This window comes from Acinetobacter genomosp. 33YU (assembly GCF_001990725.1).
GTDB lineage: Bacteria > Pseudomonadota > Gammaproteobacteria > Pseudomonadales > Moraxellaceae > Acinetobacter > Acinetobacter seifertii.
Window position 1 is genome coordinate 24,328 of the sequence record NZ_LFZQ01000014.1, and the last position, 23,393, is coordinate 47,720.

At 40.0% G+C, this 23,393-nt stretch carries 23 protein-coding genes; 13 read left to right on the forward strand and 10 right to left on the reverse strand.

Annotated elements, in window-relative coordinates; all coding sequences use genetic code 11:
* Positions 1 to 44 precede the first annotated feature (44 nt).
* Positions 45 to 569, forward strand: a complete 525-nt coding sequence (ppa, locus tag AC056_RS16950) for an inorganic diphosphatase (RefSeq protein ID WP_002121243.1) — start codon at positions 45 to 47, stop codon at positions 567 to 569.
* 103 nt (positions 570 to 672) lie between these two features.
* Here ppa and AC056_RS16955 read toward each other — a convergent pair whose 3' ends face one another.
* Positions 673 to 1,989, reverse strand: coding sequence for an OprD family outer membrane porin (locus tag AC056_RS16955; protein ID WP_039254264.1), 1,317 nt, complete (start codon positions 1,987 to 1,989; stop codon positions 673 to 675).
* Between the two features lie 962 nt (positions 1,990 to 2,951).
* Between AC056_RS16955 and AC056_RS16965 the strand changes: the two genes are divergently transcribed.
* A complete protein-coding gene (locus tag AC056_RS16965) occupies positions 2,952 to 3,776 on the forward strand; it encodes a TorF family putative porin (protein ID WP_004699283.1) in 825 nt (274 codons plus the stop codon).
* Positions 3,777 to 3,818: 42 nt separating this feature from the next.
* Here AC056_RS16965 and AC056_RS16970 read toward each other — a convergent pair whose 3' ends face one another.
* Both AC056_RS16970 and AC056_RS16975 read right to left on the reverse strand, forming a co-directional pair.
* Complete coding sequence (locus AC056_RS16970) at positions 3,819 to 4,697, reverse strand: dihydrodipicolinate synthase family protein (protein ID WP_077164304.1); 879 nt, start codon at positions 4,695 to 4,697, stop codon at positions 3,819 to 3,821.
* 15 nt (positions 4,698 to 4,712) lie between these two features.
* The gene (locus AC056_RS16975) at positions 4,713 to 5,489 is read right to left on the reverse strand and encodes an aldolase (RefSeq protein ID WP_077164305.1); all 777 of its coding nucleotides are present in this window, start codon (positions 5,487 to 5,489) and stop codon (positions 4,713 to 4,715) included.
* 111 nt (positions 5,490 to 5,600) lie between these two features.
* Here AC056_RS16975 and AC056_RS16980 point away from each other — a divergent pair, with 111 nt between their 5' ends.
* Entirely contained in the window at positions 5,601 to 7,034 is a 1,434-nt protein-coding gene (locus tag AC056_RS16980) for a PLP-dependent aminotransferase family protein (protein ID WP_077164306.1), read from the forward strand.
* A 24-nt stretch (positions 7,035 to 7,058) separates the two neighbouring features.
* Here the strand turns inward: AC056_RS16980 and AC056_RS16985 are convergent, their stop codons facing one another.
* The 3 genes from AC056_RS16985 to AC056_RS16995 form a co-directional block, all read right to left on the reverse strand.
* Positions 7,059 to 7,604, reverse strand: coding sequence for an NADPH-dependent FMN reductase (locus AC056_RS16985; protein ID WP_049066808.1), 546 nt, complete (start codon positions 7,602 to 7,604; stop codon positions 7,059 to 7,061).
* Positions 7,605 to 7,705: 101 nt separating this feature from the next.
* Positions 7,706 to 9,193: a YifB family Mg chelatase-like AAA ATPase gene (locus tag AC056_RS16990; protein WP_077164307.1), complete on the reverse strand. Its 1,488-nt coding sequence runs from the start codon at positions 9,191 to 9,193 to the stop codon at positions 7,706 to 7,708.
* A 65-nt stretch (positions 9,194 to 9,258) separates the two neighbouring features.
* Positions 9,259 to 9,486: an accessory factor UbiK family protein gene (locus AC056_RS16995; RefSeq protein ID WP_002048939.1), complete on the reverse strand. Its 228-nt coding sequence runs from the start codon at positions 9,484 to 9,486 to the stop codon at positions 9,259 to 9,261.
* 278 nt (positions 9,487 to 9,764) lie between these two features.
* Here AC056_RS16995 and glnK point away from each other — a divergent pair, with 278 nt between their 5' ends.
* From glnK to AC056_RS17025, 6 genes are all read left to right on the forward strand, one after another.
* Positions 9,765 to 10,103 carry a P-II family nitrogen regulator gene (gene glnK / locus AC056_RS17000; protein ID WP_000780326.1) on the forward strand — a complete coding sequence of 113 codons (339 nt, stop codon included), beginning with the start codon at positions 9,765 to 9,767 and terminating at the stop codon, positions 10,101 to 10,103.
* 57 nt (positions 10,104 to 10,160) lie between these two features.
* Positions 10,161 to 11,558, forward strand: a complete 1,398-nt coding sequence (locus AC056_RS17005; RefSeq protein WP_019456996.1) for an ammonium transporter — start codon at positions 10,161 to 10,163, stop codon at positions 11,556 to 11,558.
* Between the two features lie 160 nt (positions 11,559 to 11,718).
* Positions 11,719 to 12,177: a transcriptional regulator NrdR gene (gene nrdR / locus AC056_RS17010; protein WP_004699275.1), complete on the forward strand. Its 459-nt coding sequence runs from the start codon at positions 11,719 to 11,721 to the stop codon at positions 12,175 to 12,177.
* A gap of 15 nt (positions 12,178 to 12,192) precedes the next feature.
* Positions 12,193 to 13,278, forward strand: coding sequence for a bifunctional diaminohydroxyphosphoribosylaminopyrimidine deaminase/5-amino-6-(5-phosphoribosylamino)uracil reductase RibD (gene ribD / locus AC056_RS17015; RefSeq protein WP_077164308.1), 1,086 nt, complete (start codon positions 12,193 to 12,195; stop codon positions 13,276 to 13,278).
* Entirely contained in the window at positions 13,275 to 14,567 is a 1,293-nt protein-coding gene (locus tag AC056_RS17020) for a DNA adenine methylase (RefSeq protein ID WP_004699273.1), read from the forward strand. Before ribD ends, AC056_RS17020 begins: the two co-directional genes overlap by 4 nt.
* A 42-nt stretch (positions 14,568 to 14,609) precedes the next feature.
* Positions 14,610 to 15,269 carry a riboflavin synthase gene (locus AC056_RS17025; protein ID WP_004699272.1) on the forward strand — a complete coding sequence of 220 codons (660 nt, stop codon included), beginning with the start codon at positions 14,610 to 14,612 and terminating at the stop codon, positions 15,267 to 15,269.
* A gap of 60 nt (positions 15,270 to 15,329) precedes the next feature.
* Here AC056_RS17025 and AC056_RS17030 read toward each other — a convergent pair whose 3' ends face one another.
* The 4 genes from AC056_RS17030 to AC056_RS17045 all read right to left on the reverse strand — a co-directional run bounded on the left by AC056_RS17030 (position 15,330) and on the right by AC056_RS17045 (position 18,204).
* Positions 15,330 to 15,548 (reverse strand): hypothetical protein, encoded by a 219-nt coding sequence (locus tag AC056_RS17030; protein WP_077164309.1) that lies wholly within the window; start codon positions 15,546 to 15,548, stop codon positions 15,330 to 15,332.
* Positions 15,549 to 15,678: 130 nt separating this feature from the next.
* On the reverse strand, positions 15,679 to 16,317 hold the full coding sequence (locus AC056_RS17035) for a hypothetical protein (protein ID WP_077164310.1): 639 nt from the start codon (positions 16,315 to 16,317) through the stop codon (positions 15,679 to 15,681).
* Positions 16,318 to 16,355: 38 nt separating this feature from the next.
* Positions 16,356 to 16,763, reverse strand: coding sequence for a DNA polymerase III subunit chi (locus AC056_RS17040; RefSeq protein ID WP_004699269.1), 408 nt, complete (start codon positions 16,761 to 16,763; stop codon positions 16,356 to 16,358).
* A complete protein-coding gene (locus AC056_RS17045; protein ID WP_077164311.1) occupies positions 16,756 to 18,204 on the reverse strand; it encodes a leucyl aminopeptidase in 1,449 nt (482 codons plus the stop codon). Before AC056_RS17045 ends, AC056_RS17040 begins: the two co-directional genes overlap by 8 nt.
* A gap of 143 nt (positions 18,205 to 18,347) precedes the next feature.
* On the opposite strand from AC056_RS17045, the gene lptF reads away from it, so the two are divergent.
* From lptF to AC056_RS17065, 4 genes are all read left to right on the forward strand, one after another.
* The gene (lptF, locus tag AC056_RS17050; protein ID WP_077164312.1) at positions 18,348 to 19,448 is read left to right on the forward strand and encodes an LPS export ABC transporter permease LptF; all 1,101 of its coding nucleotides are present in this window, start codon (positions 18,348 to 18,350) and stop codon (positions 19,446 to 19,448) included.
* Positions 19,448 to 20,518, forward strand: coding sequence for an LPS export ABC transporter permease LptG (lptG, locus tag AC056_RS17055; protein ID WP_019457001.1), 1,071 nt, complete (start codon positions 19,448 to 19,450; stop codon positions 20,516 to 20,518). Before lptF ends, lptG begins: the two co-directional genes overlap by 1 nt.
* Positions 20,519 to 20,643: 125 nt before the next feature.
* Positions 20,644 to 22,191, forward strand: coding sequence for a 2,3-bisphosphoglycerate-independent phosphoglycerate mutase (gene gpmI, locus AC056_RS17060; RefSeq protein ID WP_077164313.1), 1,548 nt, complete (start codon positions 20,644 to 20,646; stop codon positions 22,189 to 22,191).
* Positions 22,192 to 22,206: 15 nt separating this feature from the next.
* Positions 22,207 to 23,391 carry a S41 family peptidase gene (locus AC056_RS17065; RefSeq protein WP_039254236.1) on the forward strand — a complete coding sequence of 395 codons (1,185 nt, stop codon included), beginning with the start codon at positions 22,207 to 22,209 and terminating at the stop codon, positions 23,389 to 23,391.
* The last annotated feature ends 2 nt before the right edge of the window (positions 23,392 to 23,393 follow it).

A 23,393-nucleotide genomic window follows, 5' to 3' on the forward strand; every position in this document is an offset into this window, starting at 1 on the left:
TCGAGTGGATTTTACATCTGACTTCATAACGAAAGAGTATTGATATGAGTTACAGCAATATCCCAGCAGGTAAAGATGCCCCAAATGACATCTATGTCATCATTGAAATTCCTGCAAATGCAGCGCCAATTAAATATGAAATTGACAAAGATTCTGATGCATTGTTTGTAGACCGTTTCATGGGTACAGCAATGTTCTATCCAGCAAACTATGGTTATGTACCAAATACTTTGTCTGAAGATGGTGATCCATTAGACGTACTTGTTGTAACTCCACATCCTGTTGCTGCTGGTTCTGTAATTCGTTGCCGTCCAGTGGGTAAATTAAACATGGAAGATGACGGTGGTATCGACGCGAAATTAATCGCAGTTCCACACGAGAAATTATCTCCACTTTACAAAGACGTGAAGGAATATACAGATCTTCCTCCATTGTTAATTAGTCAAGTTGAGCATTTCTTCAGCCACTACAAAGATTTAGAACCTGGCAAATGGGTAAAAATCAGCGGTTGGGAAGGTGCTGACGTTGCTAAAGCTGAAGTATTGAAAGCTATCGAAGCTGCTAAATAAACTCTGATTTTATGAGCCTAGAGTGTCTTAATTGATATTCTAGGCTCAATAAAAAACCTACCTGTAGACAGGTAGGTTTTTTTATGCTTGATAGATCTATGAATTAGAATAATTTCACAGGAATATCAAGGAAGATACGCCATTCGTTTGTATCACCGATGTACGCACCTTGATAAGCATCGCTCGCACGGTAATAAGAGTTACGGACACGAAGACTTGCATCTTTAGCAAAACCACTTTGAACTGTGTATTTTACTTGGTTGAAGAATTCGCGCTCTTGAGCATCGTCAGTTACATTGCGAACTTTGATGTCCCAACCGTATACAAATGCAGTTGTCCAGTTCAAACCAGGTAATACACCTAATTTACCGAAATCAACGTTGTATTGAATTTGTGCAGATTTCTCGTGGTTACCGATGAAATCAGACATATAAGAGTTTGGTAAATAAATACTTTGGAAGCCGTCAGCATTTTGACCATAGTCATAACCAACATTACCAGTGTTTTGTTGGTAAGCAAGCATAACACTGTGTGGACCAGTGTTATAAGTGGTAGAGAATGCCCAAATGTTGTTGGTTTTTTCTTCGCCAGCTACACCAGTGTCACCATAATTAGGTGCTACTGTTCCAGTTGCTGAATAAGTATGTGCATTAGCATCAAACTTAGTGTGGTAGCCACTGAAGTCATAAGTTAATGAGCTGCCATTTGTTAAAGGCTGTTTAAAGTTCACATTAGCATAATGGCGTTCAAGCGCATTTTTGCTGTCTAAACCATAGTAAGAGGCATTTAAGTTATCATTGAACTTATATTTACCACCCCAAACGATTGCACGATCAAGGCCTCTGCCGTTTACATCAGCATCAGTATTGATTTGGTCAGACATTTGGTCTTTAGTGAATTTACCAGCAACTAATTCAAGATTTTTGATTTCATGGCTTGTTAATAAAGTACCTGTAAAATATTCAGGAACCATACGGCCAGTGTTACTTGCTAAAACTGGTAAATCAAGTACTTGAGTACCGTAGCGTACAGTTGTATTTGAGAAACGAGCTTTAACGCTACCGCCACCACGACCCCAATGGTCATAAGCTGAACCATCATTGTTTTTAGGAATCATTTGGTTGCCGGCATTTTTATTTTCACCGATTTTAAATGAACCATCACCAACAACGCCAACACCGAAACCAACGATACCAGGGGTAAAGCCAGATTCAAGATTTACAATTGCCGATTGAGCAACTGAGCTAGTATCTTTCGCGCCTTGTTTCTTGTCGCGAGTTAGATAACCTGTACGGAAGAGAATAGAACCGTTCGCATCTTCAACAAATCCTTTTGCCTCACTTTGCTCGCTTGCCTGAGCTGAGGAAATTATTGCCGCAGAAATGAGAACTGCTAATGTAAGTTTTTGTGCATTTAGCATATTTAAAGAACCTCATAAAAACGATAAATCCTGTGCCTTGTTATAATTCAGGGCCTAGGATTTCCATCAATTGTATAAGTAATCTATAAAAAAGATATATTTTTGTTGATTTTATTTTATATATGCTATGCAGAAATTGATTAATGTGGTACTAGATGTTTAGTAAATTTACTCATAGTGTTTTATACTTAATGTATTGTTTAAAATAAAAAAAGTAATTTATTTTTTAGTTGATTTTTACCATTTATTTTATATTCAAACTTTAAAAAATAGTTGATTCTTGTGTTCGTTTTTTGCTCTTTTTTGCTAGATATGTTTACTTTTTAACCTTGCTTTAAGTTGATTTTTTCGACGATTCATTTTAAACACTATTTGAAGTGTTACAATGTAACGTTATTTTAAAAGTGCAATATATTAAGAATAGGTTGTTATAAAAAGCCAATACAATTTAATTGAGCTGATCAAAATTAGTGCGATATTTTGCGTAAATTCTGTGCAGTACTCTTTTTGTTTATATTATCGCTTAAAAAAGACCCAAAATAGTTCATTGACTTTAACTCACAAATAAATAAAGAAATAAATTAACCAAATATGCTCACTCACAGAACATTACTAGGATCGCCTTCAATAATTTACATACTTTTTATATCTGGTCTTTAAATCTAAATAGAAAATTTACGTGCATAAAATGAATACTTCCAACCTCGGTAATAATTTCCGACAAGGGGTTTTTCTATGTTGAACATTTTTAGTTTTGTAATAATTTTATTTTATTACATTGTTTTTTATAAATATATTTCTATGGGCGTTAGGCGATATTTTCATTTTAAAAAGAATTTGATTTCAAAACTGATGCAGCGCAGCGATATCAAATATGGACTTGGCACAGCAATTGCTAAAGCTTAAGTAACAAAATTTGTTTAATTCAATTAAATCGTGCGTTCATTGTGGGGGAGATCAAAATGATGAAATTTGCACTTAAAGCAGTAGCATTCGGCGTACTCACGGCAGGTTCAACCATGGTTATGGCTGAAAATGCTCCATCATCTTTTTACGGCATCACGACAACTGGAAGTGTAGCAGCGACCACAGACTATCGCTTCCGTGGTGTTACCCAATCTTCAAATAACCCTGCCATTCAAGGCGGTTTCACTTTTTCTCATAAATCAGGGGCTTATTTATCGCTTTGGGGCTCAAGTGTTGATTTTGGCGTAACAGGTAACTCAACTGAAACAGATGTGGCTTTGGGTTATACCAATACTTTAAAGTTATCCGATAAGCTTGCACCTACTTATGATGTTGGTGTAATTCATTATGGTTACATTGGTTCGGGTCATAGTTTTGACCGTAATGGTGTCGGTTATGATGGTAAAAACGGATTAGATTTTAATGAAGTTTACGGTAAATTAACGTTTGCTGATTCTTTACTTAAAGGTGATGCACTCAGTGTAGGCGTCAACTATTCAAATGACTATTGGGCAAACTCTAAACAGTTCTGGTATTTTAACGTTGGTTATTCTGCACCAATTGCAAACACTGGATTTACTGGACTTGCATCAGTTGGCTATAACAAATTTAAAAATAAAGAAGCTTTAGCTGTAGTTGCGGGTGGTCCTGGAACAGATGATAGTTATATCGATTACAAAGTTGGTATCAACCGTAATATTTTAGGTGTTTTGGCTGAGTTAGACGTAGTGGGTACTGATGTCAGTACTTCTGGTATGACTGATGCTCAGAAAAAACTTTACGACGCTGGCTTAGTATTTAGTTTAACTAAAACTTTCTAAGTTTATGCTGTAAAAAAGCGGGTTATGTACCCGCTTTTTTTATTAGTTTTCTATTTCAGAAAGTATTTGTTTTAAATGGTTAAGCTCAGTATTTGTGGCCTTCGATAAAGGTTTACGTGGTGAGCCTGCAGAGACACCTTTTAGTTCTAAGCCTGCTTTAATCGTTTTGGGTAAACCACCATTTACAATAAAACGGAGTAAAGGAAGTTGTTGGTAAAATGACTTTTGTGCCTGACTTAAATCACTATTTTTTACATATTCAATGAGCTGTTGAGGTCGTTGGCCTAATAAGTTCGGTACTGCTGTACACCAACCGCTTGCTCCTGCACATAAAGCTTCTAAAGCTAGAGGGTTACAGCCGTTATAAAATGGAAGTTCACCTTTTGAGAGTTCCTGAATTTTATGCATGCGCTGAATATCACCGCTACTTTCTTTCACCATCGTAATATTTGCAATGTTGTTAAACATGCGCACGATTAATTCTGGAGACATATCAACACCACTCGTTGCAGGGTTGTTATAAATCATAATCGGTAAAGTCGTTGCTTGTGCAATCGCTTGATAATATTCAAAAATCTCTTGGTCTGTTAGCTTCCAGTACGATACAGGAATCACCATAAGTGCATCTGCACCATAGCTTTGCGCGACTTGTGCCTTTTTGATGGCTTGATCGGTGGTGAGTTCTGAAATTCCAATAATGACAGGTAAGCGTTTATTAATACTTTCAATAGAAGTTTTCGCGACTAAACACCACTCATCCCATTCAAGATAAGCGCTTTCACCTGTACTGCCTAGAGGTGCAATCGCATCGCAGCCGTTTTCAATAAGCAAGTCGAGCATTTGTTTTAAAACAGGAATGTTAATGGTGTTGTCATCAGAAAATGGCGTAACAGGGTAGCCAATAATGCCGTTTAGTTTCATGGTCGAAGTCTCTTTTTAAATACAGTCAGAATGTTTTTTCAAAGCTTTACGTGCGTAGTAAGCAAAGTTCACTTTGTTACGTTTATCGGTAGATACCCAGTCATGAGCTTCTGTAGCTAAATCGTGTGGGATCGGCTGAATTTGCCCGGCCGACATGGCTAAAAGTTGCAGTTGAGCTGCGCGTTCAATTAAAAGTGCCAAGTTGCAAGCTTCTTCAATGGTTTTTCCTGTGACCAGTTGACCGTGGTGAGATAACAAAACAGCGCGGTTTTTACCCAAAGCAGAAGAGATCAAAATACCTTCTTCATTGCCCACAGGAACACCCGGCCAGTGGCCTACAAATGAGCAATCTTCGTAAAGTGCACAGACATCCATTTGAGAAATCGTGAGCGGAATTTGAAGCATGGAAAGAGCCGCTACATGCGTAGGATGTGTATGGATAATGCAGTTCACCTCTGGGTGTTCTTTATAAATCCACGTGTGAAAACGGTTAGCTGGGTTTGCCATTCCTTCTTGATGGATGGGTTCTAAATCTTGGTTCACTTCAAGTAAGTTTGAAGCAGTAATTTCATCAAAACCTAAACCGAAACGTTGGGTAATAAAGGTTTCTTTATTTTCACTACGGCAGGTAATTTGACCTGCCAAACCAGCATCATGGCCATGGTCAAATAAAATACGACAAGTGAGTGCAAGCTTTTGGCGGTCAGTTAAATCTGAGTCGCTAATCCACTTTTGCATGTCTTGCTGTGCGTGTTGCATCAGGTCTTGTTTATTTACAGAAGCAGTCTTCATCTCTTCTCCAGTCCAGTTGACCAAATTAAGTAGGTGAAGGCAGAATAGAAAACAACTGGATGAATCAATACATCCAGTTTTAATAAGTTATATGGTCCAGATGGGGCAAATATGCTAAGACCTTGGCAAGTACATTTTCGTATCGATGAAAGAGAAGAAAAGACGGTTTTTCTAAAACTGACCAACTTGATTAGTCAGGAAATTTTAAGTGGCCGTTTAGGGCAGGGGACTATGTTGCCGGGGTCTCGTAGCTTGTCAAAAGAACTAGGAATTAATCGGAAAACGGTACAAGCGGTCTATGAAGAATTAGAAGCACAAGGATGGCTTGTGACTCGCCCCCGAAAAGGCACATTTGTGGCAGATGTTTTGCCAGACAAACAACTCCAAATAGAGTCAGTATCTGAGCGGAAAGTTAATGAGAAGCCAACTATTCAAGAAGTTGCTTTATATCCACATAACGATGGTGTACCAGATCCGAGGCTTATTCCCTACGAACTATTTTCACGAGCCTATCGGCATGCACTGATTAAGATTACCCAAAACCAGTACATGGGATATGGTGACCCACGAGGTATGATTGAGTTAAGACAAGCCTTACAACAAATGCTATCGATGGAACGTTTTATGAATGTTGCTGAAGATGAGATTTGTATTGTACGTGGTAGCCAGATGGGAATTTTTCTTGCCTCTCGGGCATTACCTAATCGGCAGGGTGTTATTGTCGTTGAAGAGCTTTACTACCCATCCGCTGTTAAAGCATTCCAATCAAATGGCTTTCAGTTAGTTTCTGTCAAACTAGATGAACAGGGTATTATTATTGAAGATCTAGAACGAATTTTAAAAGAACACTCGGTTGCTGCCATTTATACAACGCCACATCATCAGTACCCTACAACCGTTACCATGCCAATGAGTCGTCGTCTTCAACTCTTAGAGCTTTCAAAAAAATGGGGCTTTTATATTATTGAAGATGACTATGACCATGAATTTCACTATGACAGTCGACCTATGCCGCCCTTAGCAAGTTTGCCTCATTCTGAATTGATTATTCATGTGGGTTCATTGTCTAAAGTTTTTGCACCGGGTATTCGTTTGGGTTACATCGTGGCATCTTCACCAATCATTCAATCGATTACTGAAGATATTTTATTGATTGATCGGCAAGGCAATAACATTACGGAACTTGCTTTAGCAGATTTAATGCAGCGAGGTGAAATAAAAAGGCACATTCGCAAAATGAAAAAAATATATCAACTACGCCGTGACCATGCCTTAGCTGAGTTTCAGCGAATTTTTGCAGAGCGTGTTCATATACAACGACCCGCGGGTGGAATGGCCTTATGGGCGAAATTCCAGAAACCATTTACTCAAGATCAGCTTATACAGTTAAAAGATCTTAACATTGATACAGAGCATAAGTTTAAACAAAACGAGTCTTCTAATCGTTGTATTCGCTTGGGTTTTGCCGCTTTATCAGAGAAAGAAATTACTTCTCTAATCGAGAAGCTAAATGAGATTCTTAATAAAAGAACAGTGAACTCATAATCTGTTATTTCATTTTAAGAAAGCTCACTCTAATTGGTCTTTATACTTTTGAATCTCTGAGACAAAGCTAAGCAGGAACGGTGTGATTTGTGACTTATATTCTTCAGTATGTAGCATTTCAAAAATTTGTTCGGGAGATTTACTGAGAAGAGAGAAGCGTAAAAATAAATCTTCAAAAAAGTTGCTGCTCACTGTCGAAAGTACTCTTCTTAAAGAAACTAGCATGTCGTCACCGCGACTAGATGCATGAACTAAAATAATCGGCTTGTCTATAATTTCGGTACGGGAAACCATCCAATCAATTGCATTTTTAAGACCGCCCGGAATACAACGAATATATTCAGGACTTGAAATAATAATTCCATCTGCGTCAGAAACAGATTTGATGAAATCTTCCACTACAGTAGGCGTTTTTTCTCCTTCATTATCTGGAGAAAAGATAGGAAGACTATTAATTTGATCGAAAACTGAAAACTCAATACTGGACGGTGCTATATCCTTCATTGCTTTTAATAGCGCTGTATTGGTAGATACTTTTCTTGCACTACCCGAGATAGCCAAAATTTTCATAGCGTCCTCTTTTTTGCCTTTTTATATAGGCTTTAATAAATTCTTTAAGGAACAACTTATATACATATTAAAAAAGCGGATACACGATCCGCTATTTTATCTTAAGAATGATTACCTCGATAAGAGAGTGCTTCTGTAAGATGAGGACTTTGAATCATCTCACTTTGTGCTAAATCAGCAATAGTTCGCGCGACTCGTAAAACACGATGATAAGCACGAGCCGATAAATTTAAACGTTGCTGAGCCATTTCAATCATTCGCTGTGAAGTACTATCAAGGACAGCATATTGCTCAAGTTGTTTTGGTGAAAGCGCCTGATTCAAACAATCTTGTCTTTGCATTTGTTGTTCATAAGCATAAATCACACGTTGTCGCACAGTTGTAGAATCTTCAGCAGGCGTTGGGTCTTGCAGTTCCTGAGCTTTTAAAGGTGGCACATCAATATGTAAATCGATGCGGTCAAGTAACGGGCCTGATATACGGTTCTGATAACGTTTAATACTCTCGGGTGAACACTGACAACGACTGTCTTGATTAAATGCGTAACCACATGGGCAAGGGTTCATCGCTGCAATGAGCTGAAAGTTTGCAGGATAAGTAATTTGCCGGGCTGCACGAGAAATAATAATTTCTTTTGACTCGAGCGGCTGGCGTAAGACTTCTAATACTTTGCGATCAAACTCGGGCAATTCATCTAAGAATAGAACACCTAAATGCGATAAGGTAATTTCACCCGGTTTAGGGTGTGAGCCGCCCCCAACTAGTGCAATTGCGGATGCAGTATGATGGGGTGCACGAAAAGGACGCTGTCCAAAAGTATGGGGCGTATTTGAGATAGAATAAATGCTAGCAACTTCAAGTGTTTCTTGAGTAGATAGTGGCGGTAAAATTGAAGGAAGGCGTGAGGCGAGTAAAGTCTTACCTGTGCCCGGTGGTCCTTTAAAGAGCAGGGAATGCCCTCCCGCAGCAGCAATTTCTAGTGCACGGCGCGGGCGTAGCTGACCTTTTACATCTGCAAGGTCAAATTTATACGGCAAGTTATTTGAACGTGATGATGATTGCACCTGAGATAGCTTGGTATTACCTAAAAAGTGTTCACAAACTTCTTTTAAATGGCTCACTGGATAACACTCAAGATTTGGTAAATGACTAATATCCTGACTATTATCTTGGGGTAAAACAATTTTATGCTGAGCTTGCTGACATGCCATGGCCAAAGTTAAAGCACCTGAAACTGGTCTTACATGACCATCTAGGGCTAACTCTCCAATAAATTCAAAGTCTTCTGTACAGTTCTCTGGAAGCTGACCTGAGGCAATTAATATCCCTAATGCGATCGGTAAATCTAAACGTGAACCATCTTTGGGCAAATCTGCGGGAGCAAGATTAATAGTCAGCCGTTTAGTCGGAAACTGAAATCCACTATTAATAATGGCTGAGCGAACCCTGTCCTTACTCTCCCTAACTGCTGCTTCAGCAAGCCCTACAATCGTTAGAGAAGGTAAGCCTTGACTCACGTGCACCTCTACTTCTATGAGAGGTGCATGCAATCCTAAAAGTCCCCGAGTATAAATTTTAGAAAAAGACATCTTATTGTTCCATTATGGTGCTTCATTTTTAATCGTTGTAAAGTATAAGTGCGCTACGTTGGTGCTTATTTTTTATTCTTTAAAGTTTCTTCTAACAGACTTACTTGTTTTTGTAGCTCTTCTAAACGTTGGTTGGCTAAATGGAGGGCGGTTTTCTGTCTTTCGATTTCTTGTTTCGACACGAGGTCTAATTTCTCGACAGTTTCATTTAATAATGCACGTAAATTTTTTTCTAAATCTTTTTTAGGCTCGTCAATTTGTTCCAAAATGGCCTGTAATAGAGTTTCTAACATGAGATATCCAAACTGTTGTATTCACTTTGCTTGTCAGTTTAACACTGCTTGAAGCTCGGATATAGGCTTCTTGGCTTTCCGATATTGCATAACAATAAATTGAAATAAAAACAGGACTGCAAATTCATTTTATTTTTAGTAGCTCATCTACATCTTGATAACTAAATAGGTTATAAAGAAAGCTCATGCAAAAGATTCATCTCCTCCAACCTTTGAAATATTGGCATGAAAATTGAACATAAAACCTTACTGGTGAAAAGAAGCCGAAGGAAACAAACATGAAGCTTGTAACTGCAATTGTAAAACCGTTTAAATTGGATGATGTGCGAGAAGCACTCTCTGACATTGGTGTACAAGGGATTACCGTAACTGAAGTTAAAGGTTTTGGTCGTCAAAAAGGGCATACAGAACTTTACCGCGGCGCGGAGTATGTGGTTGATTTCTTACCTAAAGTAAAAATCGAAATTGCGATTAGCGATGAAATGGTCGACGCAGTAATTGAGTCAATTACTCGTGTGGCAAGTACTGGGAAAATCGGCGACGGTAAGATTTTTGTGACTAATCTGGAACAAGTCATCCGTATCCGTACGGGTGAAACAGGACCAGATGCTGTCTAAATTGGCACAAAGCTTGCTGAGCAATAAATAGCTCGCAAATGAGGTTGGGGGACACGAATGAAAAAAATGCTTATGGCGCTGAGTCTAACAGGCGCACTTTTGGGTGGTACTGCCGCTTGGGCAGAAGAGACTGTAACAACACCGACATCTGAGGTTACAGCAACATCAACATCTGCAGCTCCTGCAACAACTGCAGCAGCACCAGCCGCCGCAGCAACTCCGGCAGCTCCAGCACCTACACCAAAACTCGATACAGGCGATACATCTTGGATTTTAGTTTCAACAGCTTTGGTTCTGTTGATGACGATTCCTGGCTTGGCATTGTTCTACGGCGGTATGGTCCGTAAGAAAAACGTCTTAAGCACCATGATGTTCAGCCTTTCTGCTGCAATTTTGGTAAGTTTAATTTGGGTGATTGCTGGTTATTCACTCGCGTTCTCTGGCACAGGTGCATACTTTGGTGACTTGTCTAAAGCGATGCTCAACGGCGTAGGCTTTAATGCACTAAGTGGAACAATTCCTGAAAGCTTGTTTGTTATTTTCCAAATGACTTTTGCCATCATTACTGTCGCAATTTTGAGTGGTTCGATTGCTGACCGTATGAAGTATTCAGCTTTTATGGCATTCATTACAATTTGGGTACTCGTAGTTTATGCGCCAATTACTCACTGGGTGTGGGCAACAGATGGTTGGTTATTTAAAGCAGGCGCGTTAGATTTTGCTGGTGGTACAGTTGTACATATCAACTCTGGTGTTGCAGGTTTAGTCGCAGCTTACATGCTTGGTAAACGTATTGGCCTTGGCCGTGAATCTATGGCACCGCATAACCTAACTTTAACTGTAATCGGTGCAAGCTTGCTTTGGGTGGGTTGGTTTGGCTTCAACGGTGGTAGTGCGTTAGGCGCTGGCGCTCGTGCAAGTATGGCAATTTTAGTAACTCAAGTTGCTGCCGCTGCTGCTGCGTTCTCTTGGTTAGTTGTAGAACGTATGATTCGTGGTAAAGCTTCTGTATTAGGTGGTGCATCTGGTGCTGTGGCTGGTTTGGTTGTGATTACACCAGCAGCTGGTTTCGTTGGTGTAGGCGGAGCTCTAGTGATGGGCTTAATCGGTGGTGTTGTTTGCTTCTGGGGTATTACAGCACTTAAACGCTTACTCAAAGCAGATGATGCATTGGATGCCTTTGGTTTACATGCAGTAGGTGGTATTGTCGGCGCGATTTTAACTGGCGTGTTCTACAGTGATGAAATCATCAAAGCAGCTAGTGTAACTTTAGCTCCAACATTTGCTGGTCAATTGTGGGTACAAGTTGAAGGTGTACTTGCAACTATGGTTTATAGCGGTATTGTTACCTTCATTATTCTTAAAGTGATTGACGTGGTGATTGGTCTGCGTGTTAATGCCGATGATGAACGTATGGGTCTGGATTTAAGCCAACATGGCGAACGTATTGAATAATACATAATATATCTGCTGTATTAAAAACAGTCTTGAGCTGTGATCAAAGCGATGCTTTGATCTGGCTCAAGGCTGTTTTTTTGTCTCATAGAATGCTGGTTCAGTAAGCGTAGAAATTTTGCTACACTAGGTCAAAGTAATTGACCATATTAAGTCCGCTATGCATTGTCCATTTTGCAACGCCGCAGATAGTAAAGTCATCGATTCTCGGCTAGCCGCAGAAGGCTGTCAGATTCGTCGACGTCGTGAGTGTGTAGTTTGCGGTGAACGTTTTACCACTTTTGAAAGCTATGAAGTGGTGATGCCCCGTGTGATCAAATCGAATGGAAAAAATGAACCGTTCGATGAAGCGAAGCTACGTCGTTCGCTTATGCATGCTTTACAAAAGCGTCCAGTGACACAAGAGCAGATCGAAACGGTTCTAAGCGATATTCAATTGCAGATTCGCCGTTTAGGTGAGCGTGATGTTAAGTCTAGAACAATTGGTGAAATTGTCATGCAATCTTTATTTGCACTTGACCACGTTGCCTATGTTCGTTTTGCTTCGGTTTATCAGGACTTTCAGGATGTTGAAGCATTTCGTCGTCAAATTGAGCAAATGCAACAACGTGAGCAATAATCATTTGAGATGTATATGTCTGAGTTGAAACAAGATCAGTACTGGATGCAGCAAGCGATTGAACTTGCTAAACGAGGACTTTATTCGACAAAACCTAATCCAAATGTTGGGTGCGTGATTGTCAAAGATAATCAGGTCATTGGTGAAGGCTTTCACCCAAAAGCTGGTCAACCCCATGCTGAAGTTTTTGCATTACGTGAAGCTGGTGAGCAAGCACAAGGTGCAACCGCTTATGTAACACTTGAACCATGTGCTCATTATGGACGAACACCTCCGTGTGCTGAGGCACTCGTGAAGGCGCAGGTTAAAAAAGTGGTTGTGGCATGTCCCGATCCAAACCCACTTGTTGCAGGTAAAGGTGTTCAAATTTTAAAAAATGCTGGTATTGAAGTAGAAATCGGTATTTGTGAAGATTCAGCAGCCAAACTTAATCAAGGCTTTTTAAAAGCGATGTCTACAGGCATGCCATATGTACGTTTAAAAGTTGCCTCTAGCTTGGATGGGCGGACTGCAATGGCATCTGGTGAGTCAAAGTGGATTACGGGTTCTGCTGCTCGTCAAGATGTGCAGCATTGGCGTGCGATTTCAGGTGCCGTGATTACAGGTATTGATACTGTGATTGCTGATGACTGTCAGCTTAATGTACGCTCACTCAATAATATTGATATCGAGACAGTTGCTCAACCAAAACGGGTAATTCTAGATCGGAGAGGGCGCTTACCGCTCACCGCTAAAATTTTAGAAAATCCTGAAACTGTCATGGTGATGGGGCCATATCGTCAGGAATTCGCTGACTTAGGCGTGATACAATTAGAAATTCAGCCTTTAAAAACACTACTACAGACCTTATCTAAGCAATACCAAATTTATGATGTGTTGGTTGAAGCTGGCGCAACTTTATCTACCGTCTTTTTACAAGAAGGTTTGGTAGATGAAATGATTAGTTATGTTGCCCCGACTTTATTGGGGCAAAGTGCCAGAGCCATGTTCAATGCAGAATTTGAATATATGGCGCAGCAACTTCGTTTTAAACTTCTTGATGTAGTACAACTTGATCAAGATATACGCTTAAGGTTAATCCCTACGCAAGAGAAAGTATGAATTCAGAGCCTTCGGTTTACCACAAACGTCGCCATGCAGCCCGCACGACCGACGAATATCTTTTTCATCAGCTTGTACCCTACTTGGGCAACAAGCGCCGATTGCTCCACTTGATTTTAGAAGCCCTAGAAATTACAGGGACGCTGAACAGCAAGAAAAAGAATCCTCCGATTTTTGCCGACTTTTTTGCGGGTAGTGGTGTGGTATCTCGTTTGGCACGTCAAAATGGTTACCGTGTCATTGCCAATGATTGGGAACCTTATAGCCATGCCCTAAATCATGCGATTTTAGCCTGTGTCGATGCGCCTGCTTTTAAAGAGCTTGGCGGATATCAAAAAGCCATCGATTATTTAAATAGATTGCCTGAGGTTAAGGGTTGGGTTACACATAACCTTTGTCCTCGTAACGATGATGTATACGACCCAACCCGTGACCGTTTGTTCTTTAAACGCCGTAATGGTATGCGCATCGATGCGATTCGCCAGCAAATTGCAACATGGCAGGCACAAGGTGCAATTAATGATGTAGAGATGAGTGCTTTACTTGCACCATTGCTCTATTCAGCTAGCTTTGTGAGCAATACAAGTGGCGTATTTAAAAGCTTTCACCAAGGGTGGGGCGGACGCACACAAACGGCTTTAGAGCGTATTGAATCATTACTTTGGTTAACACCGAGCCGTTTCTGTGAGATTGGTGATCGTAAACGTCCAGCCGCTGAAATGTGGTGTGTAGATTCACAACATTTAGCAAATCAGATGAGTGGTTTTGAAGTAGATGTTGCCTATCTTGACCCACCATATAACCAGCATGCTTACAGTAGTAATTATCATGTTTTAAATGCATTAACTTTATGGGATCAGGTTGATTTACCTTCACCAGATACCAAAGGTTATAAGAGTGGTATTGATCGTGCGTGGCGTAAAGAGCGTCCAAGTCCATATAACTCTTCTAAACATGCAAAAGATGCGTATGAAAAATTACTTTCAACTATCAATGCACGTTATATTCTGACCAGCTATTCGACCGATGGTAACATTGAGCCAAAGGATTTACTTATGGCCAATCTGGAGCGCGGAAAAGTCACTTTATTGACTCAAGATGTTCCACGTTATCGCGTAAGTAAACAACGTCAGTCAGAACGTGCACGCGTGCTCGAGTTTATTGTGATTACAGATACACATGCCAAACCCGGACCACCGTTACGCCAATTGTTAGGCCAGCTTTACCACTTTGCCGAGCTAGGTGGTGTAGATACTTCAGGTAATAGTACGCAACTTGCACTTTGGTAATCGCTGCAACTTAAGCAGTGTGAAAGATTTGGAGATTGAGCCATGTTTACAGGCATTATTGAAAGTTTAGGTAAAGTAGAAAGCCTGCAAAGTGTAGGTGGCGATGTGCGTTTACGTATTCAAACCGATTTGGATATGTCGGATGTACATTTGGGTGACTCAATTGCAACCAATGGAATCTGTCTCACCGTTATTGAGTGGGGTGATAACTGGTATGCGGCTGATGTGTCTCGCGAAAGTTTAAACCGTACCACTTTGGGTAACTGGAAAGTTGGTCAACGTGTCAATGTTGAAAAAGCGATGCTACCAACAACTCGTTTTGGTGGTCATATTGTAAGTGGTCACGTTGATGGTGTAGGTGAAATTACCGTAGTGCGTGAAGATGCTCGTTCCGTCTATTATGAAGTGACAGCACCTGTAGAACTTGCTAAATATTTAGCAGAGAAAGGCTCTGTAACTGTAGATGGTATTAGTTTAACCATTAACCATTTGCGCGGTAATATTTTAAGTTTGAATTTGATTCCGCATACCGCAGAACGTACCAATATTGGAACGTGGCAAGTAGGTAGCAAAGTTAACCTTGAGGTAGATGTCTTAGCGCGTTATATCGAGCGTTTATTGCTAGGTGATAAAGCTGCTGAACAGAAGACTGAGTCAAATATTAGTATGGCTTTTTTAGCTGAAAATGGTTTTTTAAAATAAATTTTAAATCGCCAAAATAAAAAAACCGGACATATGTTCCGGTTTTTTTATTTTAAAAAATTAATGCTTGGTGAGAGTAACCGAATGTGTGCCAACCCATGGTTTATTATGCTGGGTGCGTGTAATTGAAAATTGCCCTTTTTCTGACGCTCGTGTCAGCAAAATAGAAAGTGAATTAAAGTCGTTATGACTCATATAAAGTTCTTGTGCTGAAAATGTCCATTGATCACCCTGATTAAGCTGCTCAAGTTGCGTTGAAATCTGATGTGGAATGTCCATTTTTACTCTCTTTAATTTTGATAAATAACCATGCATTATTCTAATAATTATTTGAACTAAAAGAATATTATGCATGACTATTTTGTGACAATTAAATGTCATTTTGATGACAAAGAGCGTTTTTAAAATTTTACTTTTCTATTTTTTCATCAGAAAACTTAGAATTATTTAATATGTATTCAATTTCTTCTTGAGCTGCCGCCTCTAGTTTGGCACGGAAAGCCGTTACAGAATGTTCAATTAAGTTTTCAGCTTCAAGTTCTAAACGAATTCGTAAACTTTCAAGCTCCGATAAGATTTGATCATCGGTAATGCTAAGTTTTACACCAGAAGAATAGTCTACAGCAGGTGTTTCAGGGTTTTTTTGATAACGCGCAGTTTGTTCAGCAACTTCCTGTTCTAAATGAATACAGAAAGCTTGTAGAGCTTGGGTTTGTTCATCAAACTTACGAACTTCATCGGCTTGCAATTCAGCAGCATAGGCTGCTTCAACTGCACGCTTATCTGCAAGAGATTTTTCTAAAGCAAGCTGACGGCGAATGCGTGCTTGTTCGATTAACTCTGCTTTGAGGTCTGCATAAGCTTGTTCAATGTTTTTCTGCGACTCTAGTTGGGCTTTCTCGTCATTGAGTACCCAAAGTTGAATAGGCGTCTGAGGCTCTAATAAATCGCAAATACGTGCCAAATCCTGTTGATAGGCATGACGGACAGCTTCAGGCGCATTTAACCATCTTTTTTTAAAATCTTGCCCGACATTTAATGCCACCACAGTTCTCCTTTACTCAACAGTCTCAACATTTTAGCGCGTTATAATTTAAAGGTTCGAGGTTCTATACCCAAACGACGATACATTTTAAATTTTTCTCGGCCAATTTGCTTGGCTGCTTCATTATTTTCAACAATTTCTATAATGTGGCTAAAATGATTCACTTGTTCAAGTGCATGATTGTTAAAATTAAATGCCAACCAACCCTGTTCAGTAGGTTGTTTAGCCGAAATACATACTGCTGCGTCTGCCTGATCAATACCATGAGCAATGAAGCTGGTCGGATCAAAGCTCCAAAGTTTTTCATCAAGTGTTTGTTGTAACTGCACATCTGTGCAGTACCACCAGATCTGTGAGTGCTTCAGTAGAATCTTTCGGCACAAACGGCAAGCACTATCGACTTGCCGTTCTTCACTCGTTTCAAACAAATAAAAGCTAACTTTAGCCATTCGTATTTACACGGTTGGCTAAGAATTGCATAAGTAACGGTACTGGACGACCAGTTGCACCTTTTGCTGCACCTGATAACCAAGCTGTACCGGCTACATCTAAGTGAGCCCAGCGATAATCACGTGTGAAACGTTCAAGGAAGCAGGCTGCTGTAATCGCACCGCCATGTGGACCACCAATGTTGGCGATATCTGCAAAAGGTGAGTCTAGTAGTTCTTGATAGTCATCAATCACTGGCATACGCCATACACGGTCAAATGATTGCTCACCCGCTTGTTGAAGTTCAGTTGCTAAAGCATCGTCAGGAGAGAATAAGCCGCTTAACACTTTACCTAGTGCTACTACACAAGCACCAGTTAAAGTTGCGATATCAATGACTACTGCCGGATTGAAGCGTTTGATATACGTTAACGTATCGCAAAGAACCAAACGGCCTTCTGCATCGGTGTTTAAAATTTCAACAGTTTGACCACTCATGGTCGTTACGATATCGCCCGGACGAGTTGCTTTACCTGAAGGCATATTTTCTGCTGCAGCAATCGCGCCCACCACATGAATTGGAAGGCGTGCTTCACATAATGCGCGGATTGTACCAAGCACAGAAGCTGCACCACACATATCGAATTTCATTTCATCCATGCCAAGGCCTGGTTTTAAAGAAATACCACCTGTATCAAAAGTAACGCCTTTACCTACAAGTACAACAGGGGCTTGTTCAAGGTTTGCTTGGTATTCAAGAGTAACAATACGACCCGGACGCTCAGATCCTTTACTTACAGCGAGGAATGCATACATGCCTAAATCAGCCATTTGCTGCTCATTTAAGACAGTCACTTTAAGTAAGTCTGGGAATTCTGCAGCTAAAGCTAATGCTTGTTCAGCTAAATATTCAGGGAAACAGATATTACCTGGACGGTTTCCTAAGTCACGAGCATAAGACTGACCAGATTGTACGGCATGTACCAAAGCAAGTTGGTTTTCATCAAGATTGGTTTGTGAACTAATTAAATCAACTTGTTGTAACACAAATTCATTTTTTTTCGATTTAAACTCATCATAACCATAAGCTGCTTGAGTTAAGCTTAATGCAAATAAATAATGGTATTCGACAGGTAACGCAGCAATATCAATTGCGATATGCTTAAATTTATTTTGTGTCGATTTGATAATGGTTTGTGCCAATTTTGCTAACTTAACTGCTTGAAGTTCAGCTGCTTTTCCTAAACCAAGTAATTGGGTATGAGCTTGATGAGTAAGCTGACCAAACAAGGGCAAAGTTTCGTTGAAGTTGGCTTTAAATTGAGTCGCTGTAAGAATGTTTTCTATGTTATTGATTTGATATGTGTTGAGGTTGGTTTGTAGCTGTTCTGAATCAACTAAAACCCACAAAGATTCATTAGATGTTTGTTCAGAGAAAGTTGTATAAGTTGTAAATTTCATGGCTGCCGTGATTGCCTATAGAAAGTTATGTTGGATTAAAACATTGAAACACTTTCAAGCATAGCGTTGCAATGTGCGGTTTTATATTTTTAACATTCGGGTAAACTAGCGTTCGTCCCGTTTAGCCTTTTGGAAGTATTAATTTGATTATTCGGCGTTATCTCGTCAAGCAAGTTGTCTCTACCTCATTGGTGGTCATTGCATTATTGACCTTAATCATGATGGGGGGTCGTCTGATCAAATACTTTGGTGTGGCGGCGCAGGGGCGTTTAGATGCTAGTATTTTATTTAGCATCGTAGGATATCGTTTACCCGAATTCCTTACCCTTATTTTACCACTAGGTTTTTTTATTGGCTTAATGTTGGTGTTTGGTCGCTTATATGTTGACCATGAAATGGCCGTACTCAATGGTAGTGGAGTAAGTCGTCATCAATTAGCACGCTTACTCATTCCAATGACACTGGTTTACATGGTTTGTCAGTCTGTGCTCATGTTGTGGATGACGCCGTGGGGACTGCGTGAATTTGAAAAACTAACGACAACTCAAGCTGTACGGACTGGTTTTGATTTGGTTCGGCCAAGAGAGTTTATTTCTTCAGGGCCTTATACGATTTATGCAGGCTCACTGTCGGAAGACCGTAAAAACCTCAAGGATATTTTCTTTTATCAACGCGCTACTAAAGAAGATAAGCCAGATGTCATGATTTTGGCAAAAGAGGCAACACGTGTTGAGATGGCTAATGATACAGCCAATGTTGTCGATCTGGTTCAAGGTCGCCGTTATGAAATATATCCGGGACAACCGAAATATACGCAAGCAGAGTTCCAGTCTTATCGTCTGCGCTTAGAAAATGATAAGGATGTTAAGTTTGAAAGTAGTGATGTAGGAGCACTTCCAACTTCTAAACTATTGGATAAAAGTAATGATCCTGTCATTAGAAGTGAGTTGGGTTGGCGTTTATTTGGTCCGTTTACCATCATTGTTGCTCTCATGATGTCAGTTGTATTGTCTGAGGTAAATCCACGACAGGGCCGTTATTATCGTCTTATTCCATCTATTTTTATTTTCGCGAGTCTGATTGTACTTATGATTGCAATTAAGACTCGTATCAGTAGAGGAGAGCTGGACATTTGGGCTTATCCAGCAGCTTTATTGGTTTATGCAATTGCAGCTGCCTTATTTTCACGTAAACAGAAATTAGGGCCGAAAATCAAGAAACAGATCAAGCGGGTGAAATTATAATGTTAGCACGTCGAATAGTCGCCAAATATGTGACGAAAACCACTGCGCTTGCAATGTTTGGTACCACCATTGTTTTATCTGTTTTGCAGGTCTTGTTTACTTATTTGGGTGAATTGGGTGAGTTAAAGCCTGACTATAATGCATGGCAAGCTTTCATCTATGTGTTATGGGGTGCCCCTCGCTATCTATATGAGATTTTACCTATTTCGGCCTTAATTGGGGCTGTGATTGGATTAGGAGCTTTAGCATCCAACAGCGAGCTGATTGTGATGCGCTCAGTTGGTATTAGCTTGTGGCGTATTGTAGGTTGGGTGATGCGCTCAGCTTTGCTGCTTATTATTTTATCTTTTGCACTCAGTGAGTGGGTTGTTCCCTATACAAATGAGCAAGCACAAAGTGTCAAAAGTCACCGTTCAGCAGCAGCTTTAGGTGAGGTGAAAGGTTATTGGTCACGAGAAGGGCAGCGTTTTATCTATATTGACTATGCAAACTCGCAAGGAAATTTAAGAGACATTCAAGTTGTAGACTTTGACAAAGATTACCGTTTGCAATCTCTAATTAATGCAGAACAAGGTAAGTTTATCAAAGATGGTCAATGGTCTTTACAGAAAGCTAGCCAGACCGACATTCTTACAGATGGTAATTCAATACAAAATAATCATGAACAGCAGTCTTTAGGATTGGCTTTACAACCTAAATACGTACACATGGTGACTTTAGATCCTGAAGACTTATCTCCAAGTCAGTTGGTTAGCTTCATGCGTTATATGGATGAATATAGCCAAGTCCCTAAAACTTACCAATTAGCTTTTTGGCAAAAAGTTGCCTCTCCATTTTCTCTCATTACCTTGGTGTTAGTCGCTTGTTCTTTTATTTTTGGGCCACTACGTCAACAGTCAATGGGTTTCAGATTGGTGATCGCACTCTTTATTGGTTTGGGTTTCTATTACTTACAAGATTTCTTGGGTTACGCAAGTTTGGTATACGCACCTTCACCTGCTTGGTTTGTGCTTATACCTATTGCTTTGCTATTCGGTGCAGGTAGTTATTTACTTTACCGCGCCCGTTAATTCAAAAGAATATGAATGGCTTTCTCAATGATAGGCATTGGTGAAAGCTATAGGAAAAATTAGAGTCTTCACCGAAAATTCGGTAAGATATTGCGATGAAATTGTAGACAAAAGAGAAATTGATTATGACGGATGCAACTGCTGGCAAGATCCCTCACGTTCTGGTCATTATGGATGGTGTTGGACACCGTGAAGCGATTGAAGATAATGCTTTTCTTGCAGCAAAAACCCCGAATTTAACTGCAATGAAAGCAAAGCATCCAAATAGTCTCATTTCTGGTTCTGGTGAAGATGTAGGTTTGCCTGATGGACAAATGGGTAACTCTGAAGTTGGCCATATGAACCTTGGTGCTGGCCGTGTGTTGTATCAAGATTTTACCCGTATTACTAAAGACATTCGTACTGGTGATTTTTTTAAACATGAAGTGCTAATTGACGCTGTTGAAAAAGCTAAAGCTGCTGGTGGCGCAGTTCATATTATGGGTTTGCTCTCAGAAGGTGGTGTTCATTCACACGAAGATCATATTGTGGCGATGTGTGAGCTTGCATTAAAACGTGGTGCAAAAGTTTATCTTCATGCATTCCTTGATGGTCGTGATACTCCTCCACGTAGTGCTCAACCTTCATTAGAAAAATTAGATGCTTTGTTTGCTCAATATCCAGATCAAGGTCGTATAGCAACTATGATTGGTCGCTATTTTGCAATGGACCGTGACAACCGTTGGGACCGTGTAGAACAGGCTTACCGTTTATTGACTGAAGGTGAAGCACTTCGTACTGCACAAACGGCAGTAGAAGGTTTAGAGCTTGCTTATGCTGCAAATGAAAATGACGAGTTTGTAAAAGCAACTCGTATTGGTGATGTGGCTAAAGTTCAAGATGGCGATAGCGTTGTTTTCATGAACTTCCGTGCTGACCGTGCTCGTGAAATTACTCGTGCGTTTGTTGAAAAAGACTTCGCTGGTTTTGAGCGTAAAGTTGTGCCGAACCTTTCTAAATTTGTCATGTTGACGCGTTATCAGGCCAGCATTGATGCGCCTGTGGCATATATGCCTGAAGAGTTGAAAAACTCACTTGGTGAATATTTATCTTCTCTTGGCAAAACGCAATTACGTATTGCTGAAACTGAAAAATATGCTCATGTAACGTTCTTCTTTAGTGGTGGACGTGAAGATGAATATCCAGGTGAGAAGCGTATTCTCATTCCATCACCAAATGTTGCAACATATGACCTAAAGCCGGAAATGAGTGCTTATGAAGTAACTGATGAGCTCGTTAAGGCAATTAACTCAGGTGAGTATGATTTATTGGTTGTGAACTTTGCCAATGGTGATATGGTAGGTCATACAGGCGTATTTGATGCTGCGGTTAAAGCTGTTGAAGCAGTTGATACATGTTTAGGTCGTGTATACGAAGCTGTGATGGCGAAAAAAGGCCACATGCTGATTACTGCTGACCATGGTAATGTCGAGCAAATGCAGGACTATGAAAGTGGTCAGGTTCATACTCAACATACAACAGAGCTTGTACCATTTATTTATGTTGGTCCAACTCAAGCGACAATTGCAGAAGGTGGTGTACTTGCAGATGTTGCACCGACCATCCTTAATCTAATGCAGATTCCAGTTCCTGCTGAAATGCAAGGTCGTAATCTGATTACATTATCTGCATAAGCGATAGGTGACTAAATGCTGCAACACAAAATATATAAAGCTTTTTTGGGTAGTGTATTGATGTGTTGCAGCTACCTTGCTATTGCTGCTCCTGTTGTAAAAGAAAAACTATCGCCGCAGCATGCTGATCCGGCAGAATCAGAAGAAAGTTATGCAGAAGTTCCTATTGAGTCGATTCAGCAGTTTGTACAAATTTATGGAATTGTTCGGGATAACTATGTCGATGAAAAGTCGGACGATGCTTTATTTTTACAAGCAATTAAAGGATTAGTCAGCGGTTTAGATCGTTATTCACGCTATTTGTCTCCTGAAGAATACCGTCAACTCATTCAATATACCGAAGGTGATCTAGCCTCGGTTGATTTTGCATTAAGTCCAGAAGCACATATTCATAAATGGATGATTCGCGACCTTAAGACAGGTTCAGATTCATATAAACTTGGCTTAAGAAATGGCCAGACAATTCTAAAAATTGATAATCAAGAACTTAAGAATCTGACGCAAGATCAAATATCTGGTTTGCTGTATGGTTCAATAGGATCAACACTTCAAGTACAGACCGAGGAGTCAAATACTCCAATCAGTTTAGTTCGTAATAAAAAGATTGAAACTGACATCGAACCTGTCATGTTACACAATCAGGTATTGGTACTAAAAATTAGAGTGTTCCAGCAAGATACTGCTAATGAAATTAAGCGTTTGATTGAAGAAAATAGTTCTTCGCGTTTAAAAGCAGTATTAATTGATTTACGAAATAACCCAGGCGGGTTGCTATCTGCTGCTGTTGAGTCAGCCGATTTATTTTTAAATCATGGCATTATTGTTTCTACAAAAAGTCGTTCAGAAGGTAATCAGCAATTTCAGGCTTTACCGGGCAATGATTTTCAAAATATAAAGGTCGGTATTTTAATTAATCATCGATCCGCATCAGCAGCAGAAGTTTTTACTGCGGCAATGAAAGAGCATCAGCGGGCTTGGGTCATTGGCGAAAAAAGTTATGGAAAAGGCGTTGTACAAAAGCTTTTCCCTCTGCCTAGTGGGGCAGCCTTGCAAATGACGGTCTCACATTACTACACACCAAATGGTAATATGATTGAAGGGCAAGGTATTCAACCTAATCAGACTTATCCCTTACCGCCAGAAATGAAAGAAGATGTTTATTTGGAGCGTGTTGCCGATTTACTTCTAAAAAGGAAGTAAGC

What these genes read in the sequence shown, in the direction of transcription:
- ppa (WP_002121243.1), top strand. Translation starts at nt 45, where the DNA reads ATGAGTTACAGCAATATCCCAGCAGGTAAAGATGCCCCAAATGACATC.
- AC056_RS16955 (WP_039254264.1), bottom strand. Translation starts at nt 1,989, where the DNA reads ATGCTAAATGCACAAAAACTTACATTAGCAGTTCTCATTTCTGCGGCA.
- AC056_RS16965 (WP_004699283.1), top strand. Translation starts at nt 2,952, where the DNA reads ATGATGAAATTTGCACTTAAAGCAGTAGCATTCGGCGTACTCACGGCA.
- AC056_RS16970 (WP_077164304.1), bottom strand. Translation starts at nt 4,697, where the DNA reads ATGAAACTAAACGGCATTATTGGCTACCCTGTTACGCCATTTTCTGAT.
- AC056_RS16975 (WP_077164305.1), bottom strand. Translation starts at nt 5,489, where the DNA reads ATGAAGACTGCTTCTGTAAATAAACAAGACCTGATGCAACACGCACAG.
- AC056_RS16980 (WP_077164306.1), top strand. Translation starts at nt 5,601, where the DNA reads ATGCTAAGACCTTGGCAAGTACATTTTCGTATCGATGAAAGAGAAGAA.
- AC056_RS16985 (WP_049066808.1), bottom strand. Translation starts at nt 7,604, where the DNA reads ATGAAAATTTTGGCTATCTCGGGTAGTGCAAGAAAAGTATCTACCAAT.
- AC056_RS16990 (WP_077164307.1), bottom strand. Translation starts at nt 9,193, where the DNA reads ATGTCTTTTTCTAAAATTTATACTCGGGGACTTTTAGGATTGCATGCA.
- AC056_RS16995 (WP_002048939.1), bottom strand. Translation starts at nt 9,486, where the DNA reads ATGTTAGAAACTCTATTACAGGCCATTTTGGAACAAATTGACGAGCCT.
- glnK (WP_000780326.1), top strand. Translation starts at nt 9,765, where the DNA reads ATGAAGCTTGTAACTGCAATTGTAAAACCGTTTAAATTGGATGATGTG.
- AC056_RS17005 (WP_019456996.1), top strand. Translation starts at nt 10,161, where the DNA reads ATGAAAAAAATGCTTATGGCGCTGAGTCTAACAGGCGCACTTTTGGGT.
- nrdR (WP_004699275.1), top strand. Translation starts at nt 11,719, where the DNA reads ATGCATTGTCCATTTTGCAACGCCGCAGATAGTAAAGTCATCGATTCT.
- ribD (WP_077164308.1), top strand. Translation starts at nt 12,193, where the DNA reads ATGTCTGAGTTGAAACAAGATCAGTACTGGATGCAGCAAGCGATTGAA.
- AC056_RS17020 (WP_004699273.1), top strand. Translation starts at nt 13,275, where the DNA reads ATGAATTCAGAGCCTTCGGTTTACCACAAACGTCGCCATGCAGCCCGC.
- AC056_RS17025 (WP_004699272.1), top strand. Translation starts at nt 14,610, where the DNA reads ATGTTTACAGGCATTATTGAAAGTTTAGGTAAAGTAGAAAGCCTGCAA.
- AC056_RS17030 (WP_077164309.1), bottom strand. Translation starts at nt 15,548, where the DNA reads ATGGACATTCCACATCAGATTTCAACGCAACTTGAGCAGCTTAATCAG.
- AC056_RS17040 (WP_004699269.1), bottom strand. Translation starts at nt 16,763, where the DNA reads ATGGCTAAAGTTAGCTTTTATTTGTTTGAAACGAGTGAAGAACGGCAA.
- AC056_RS17045 (WP_077164311.1), bottom strand. Translation starts at nt 18,204, where the DNA reads ATGAAATTTACAACTTATACAACTTTCTCTGAACAAACATCTAATGAA.
- lptG (WP_019457001.1), top strand. Translation starts at nt 19,448, where the DNA reads ATGTTAGCACGTCGAATAGTCGCCAAATATGTGACGAAAACCACTGCG.
- gpmI (WP_077164313.1), top strand. Translation starts at nt 20,644, where the DNA reads ATGACGGATGCAACTGCTGGCAAGATCCCTCACGTTCTGGTCATTATG.
- AC056_RS17065 (WP_039254236.1), top strand. Translation starts at nt 22,207, where the DNA reads ATGCTGCAACACAAAATATATAAAGCTTTTTTGGGTAGTGTATTGATG.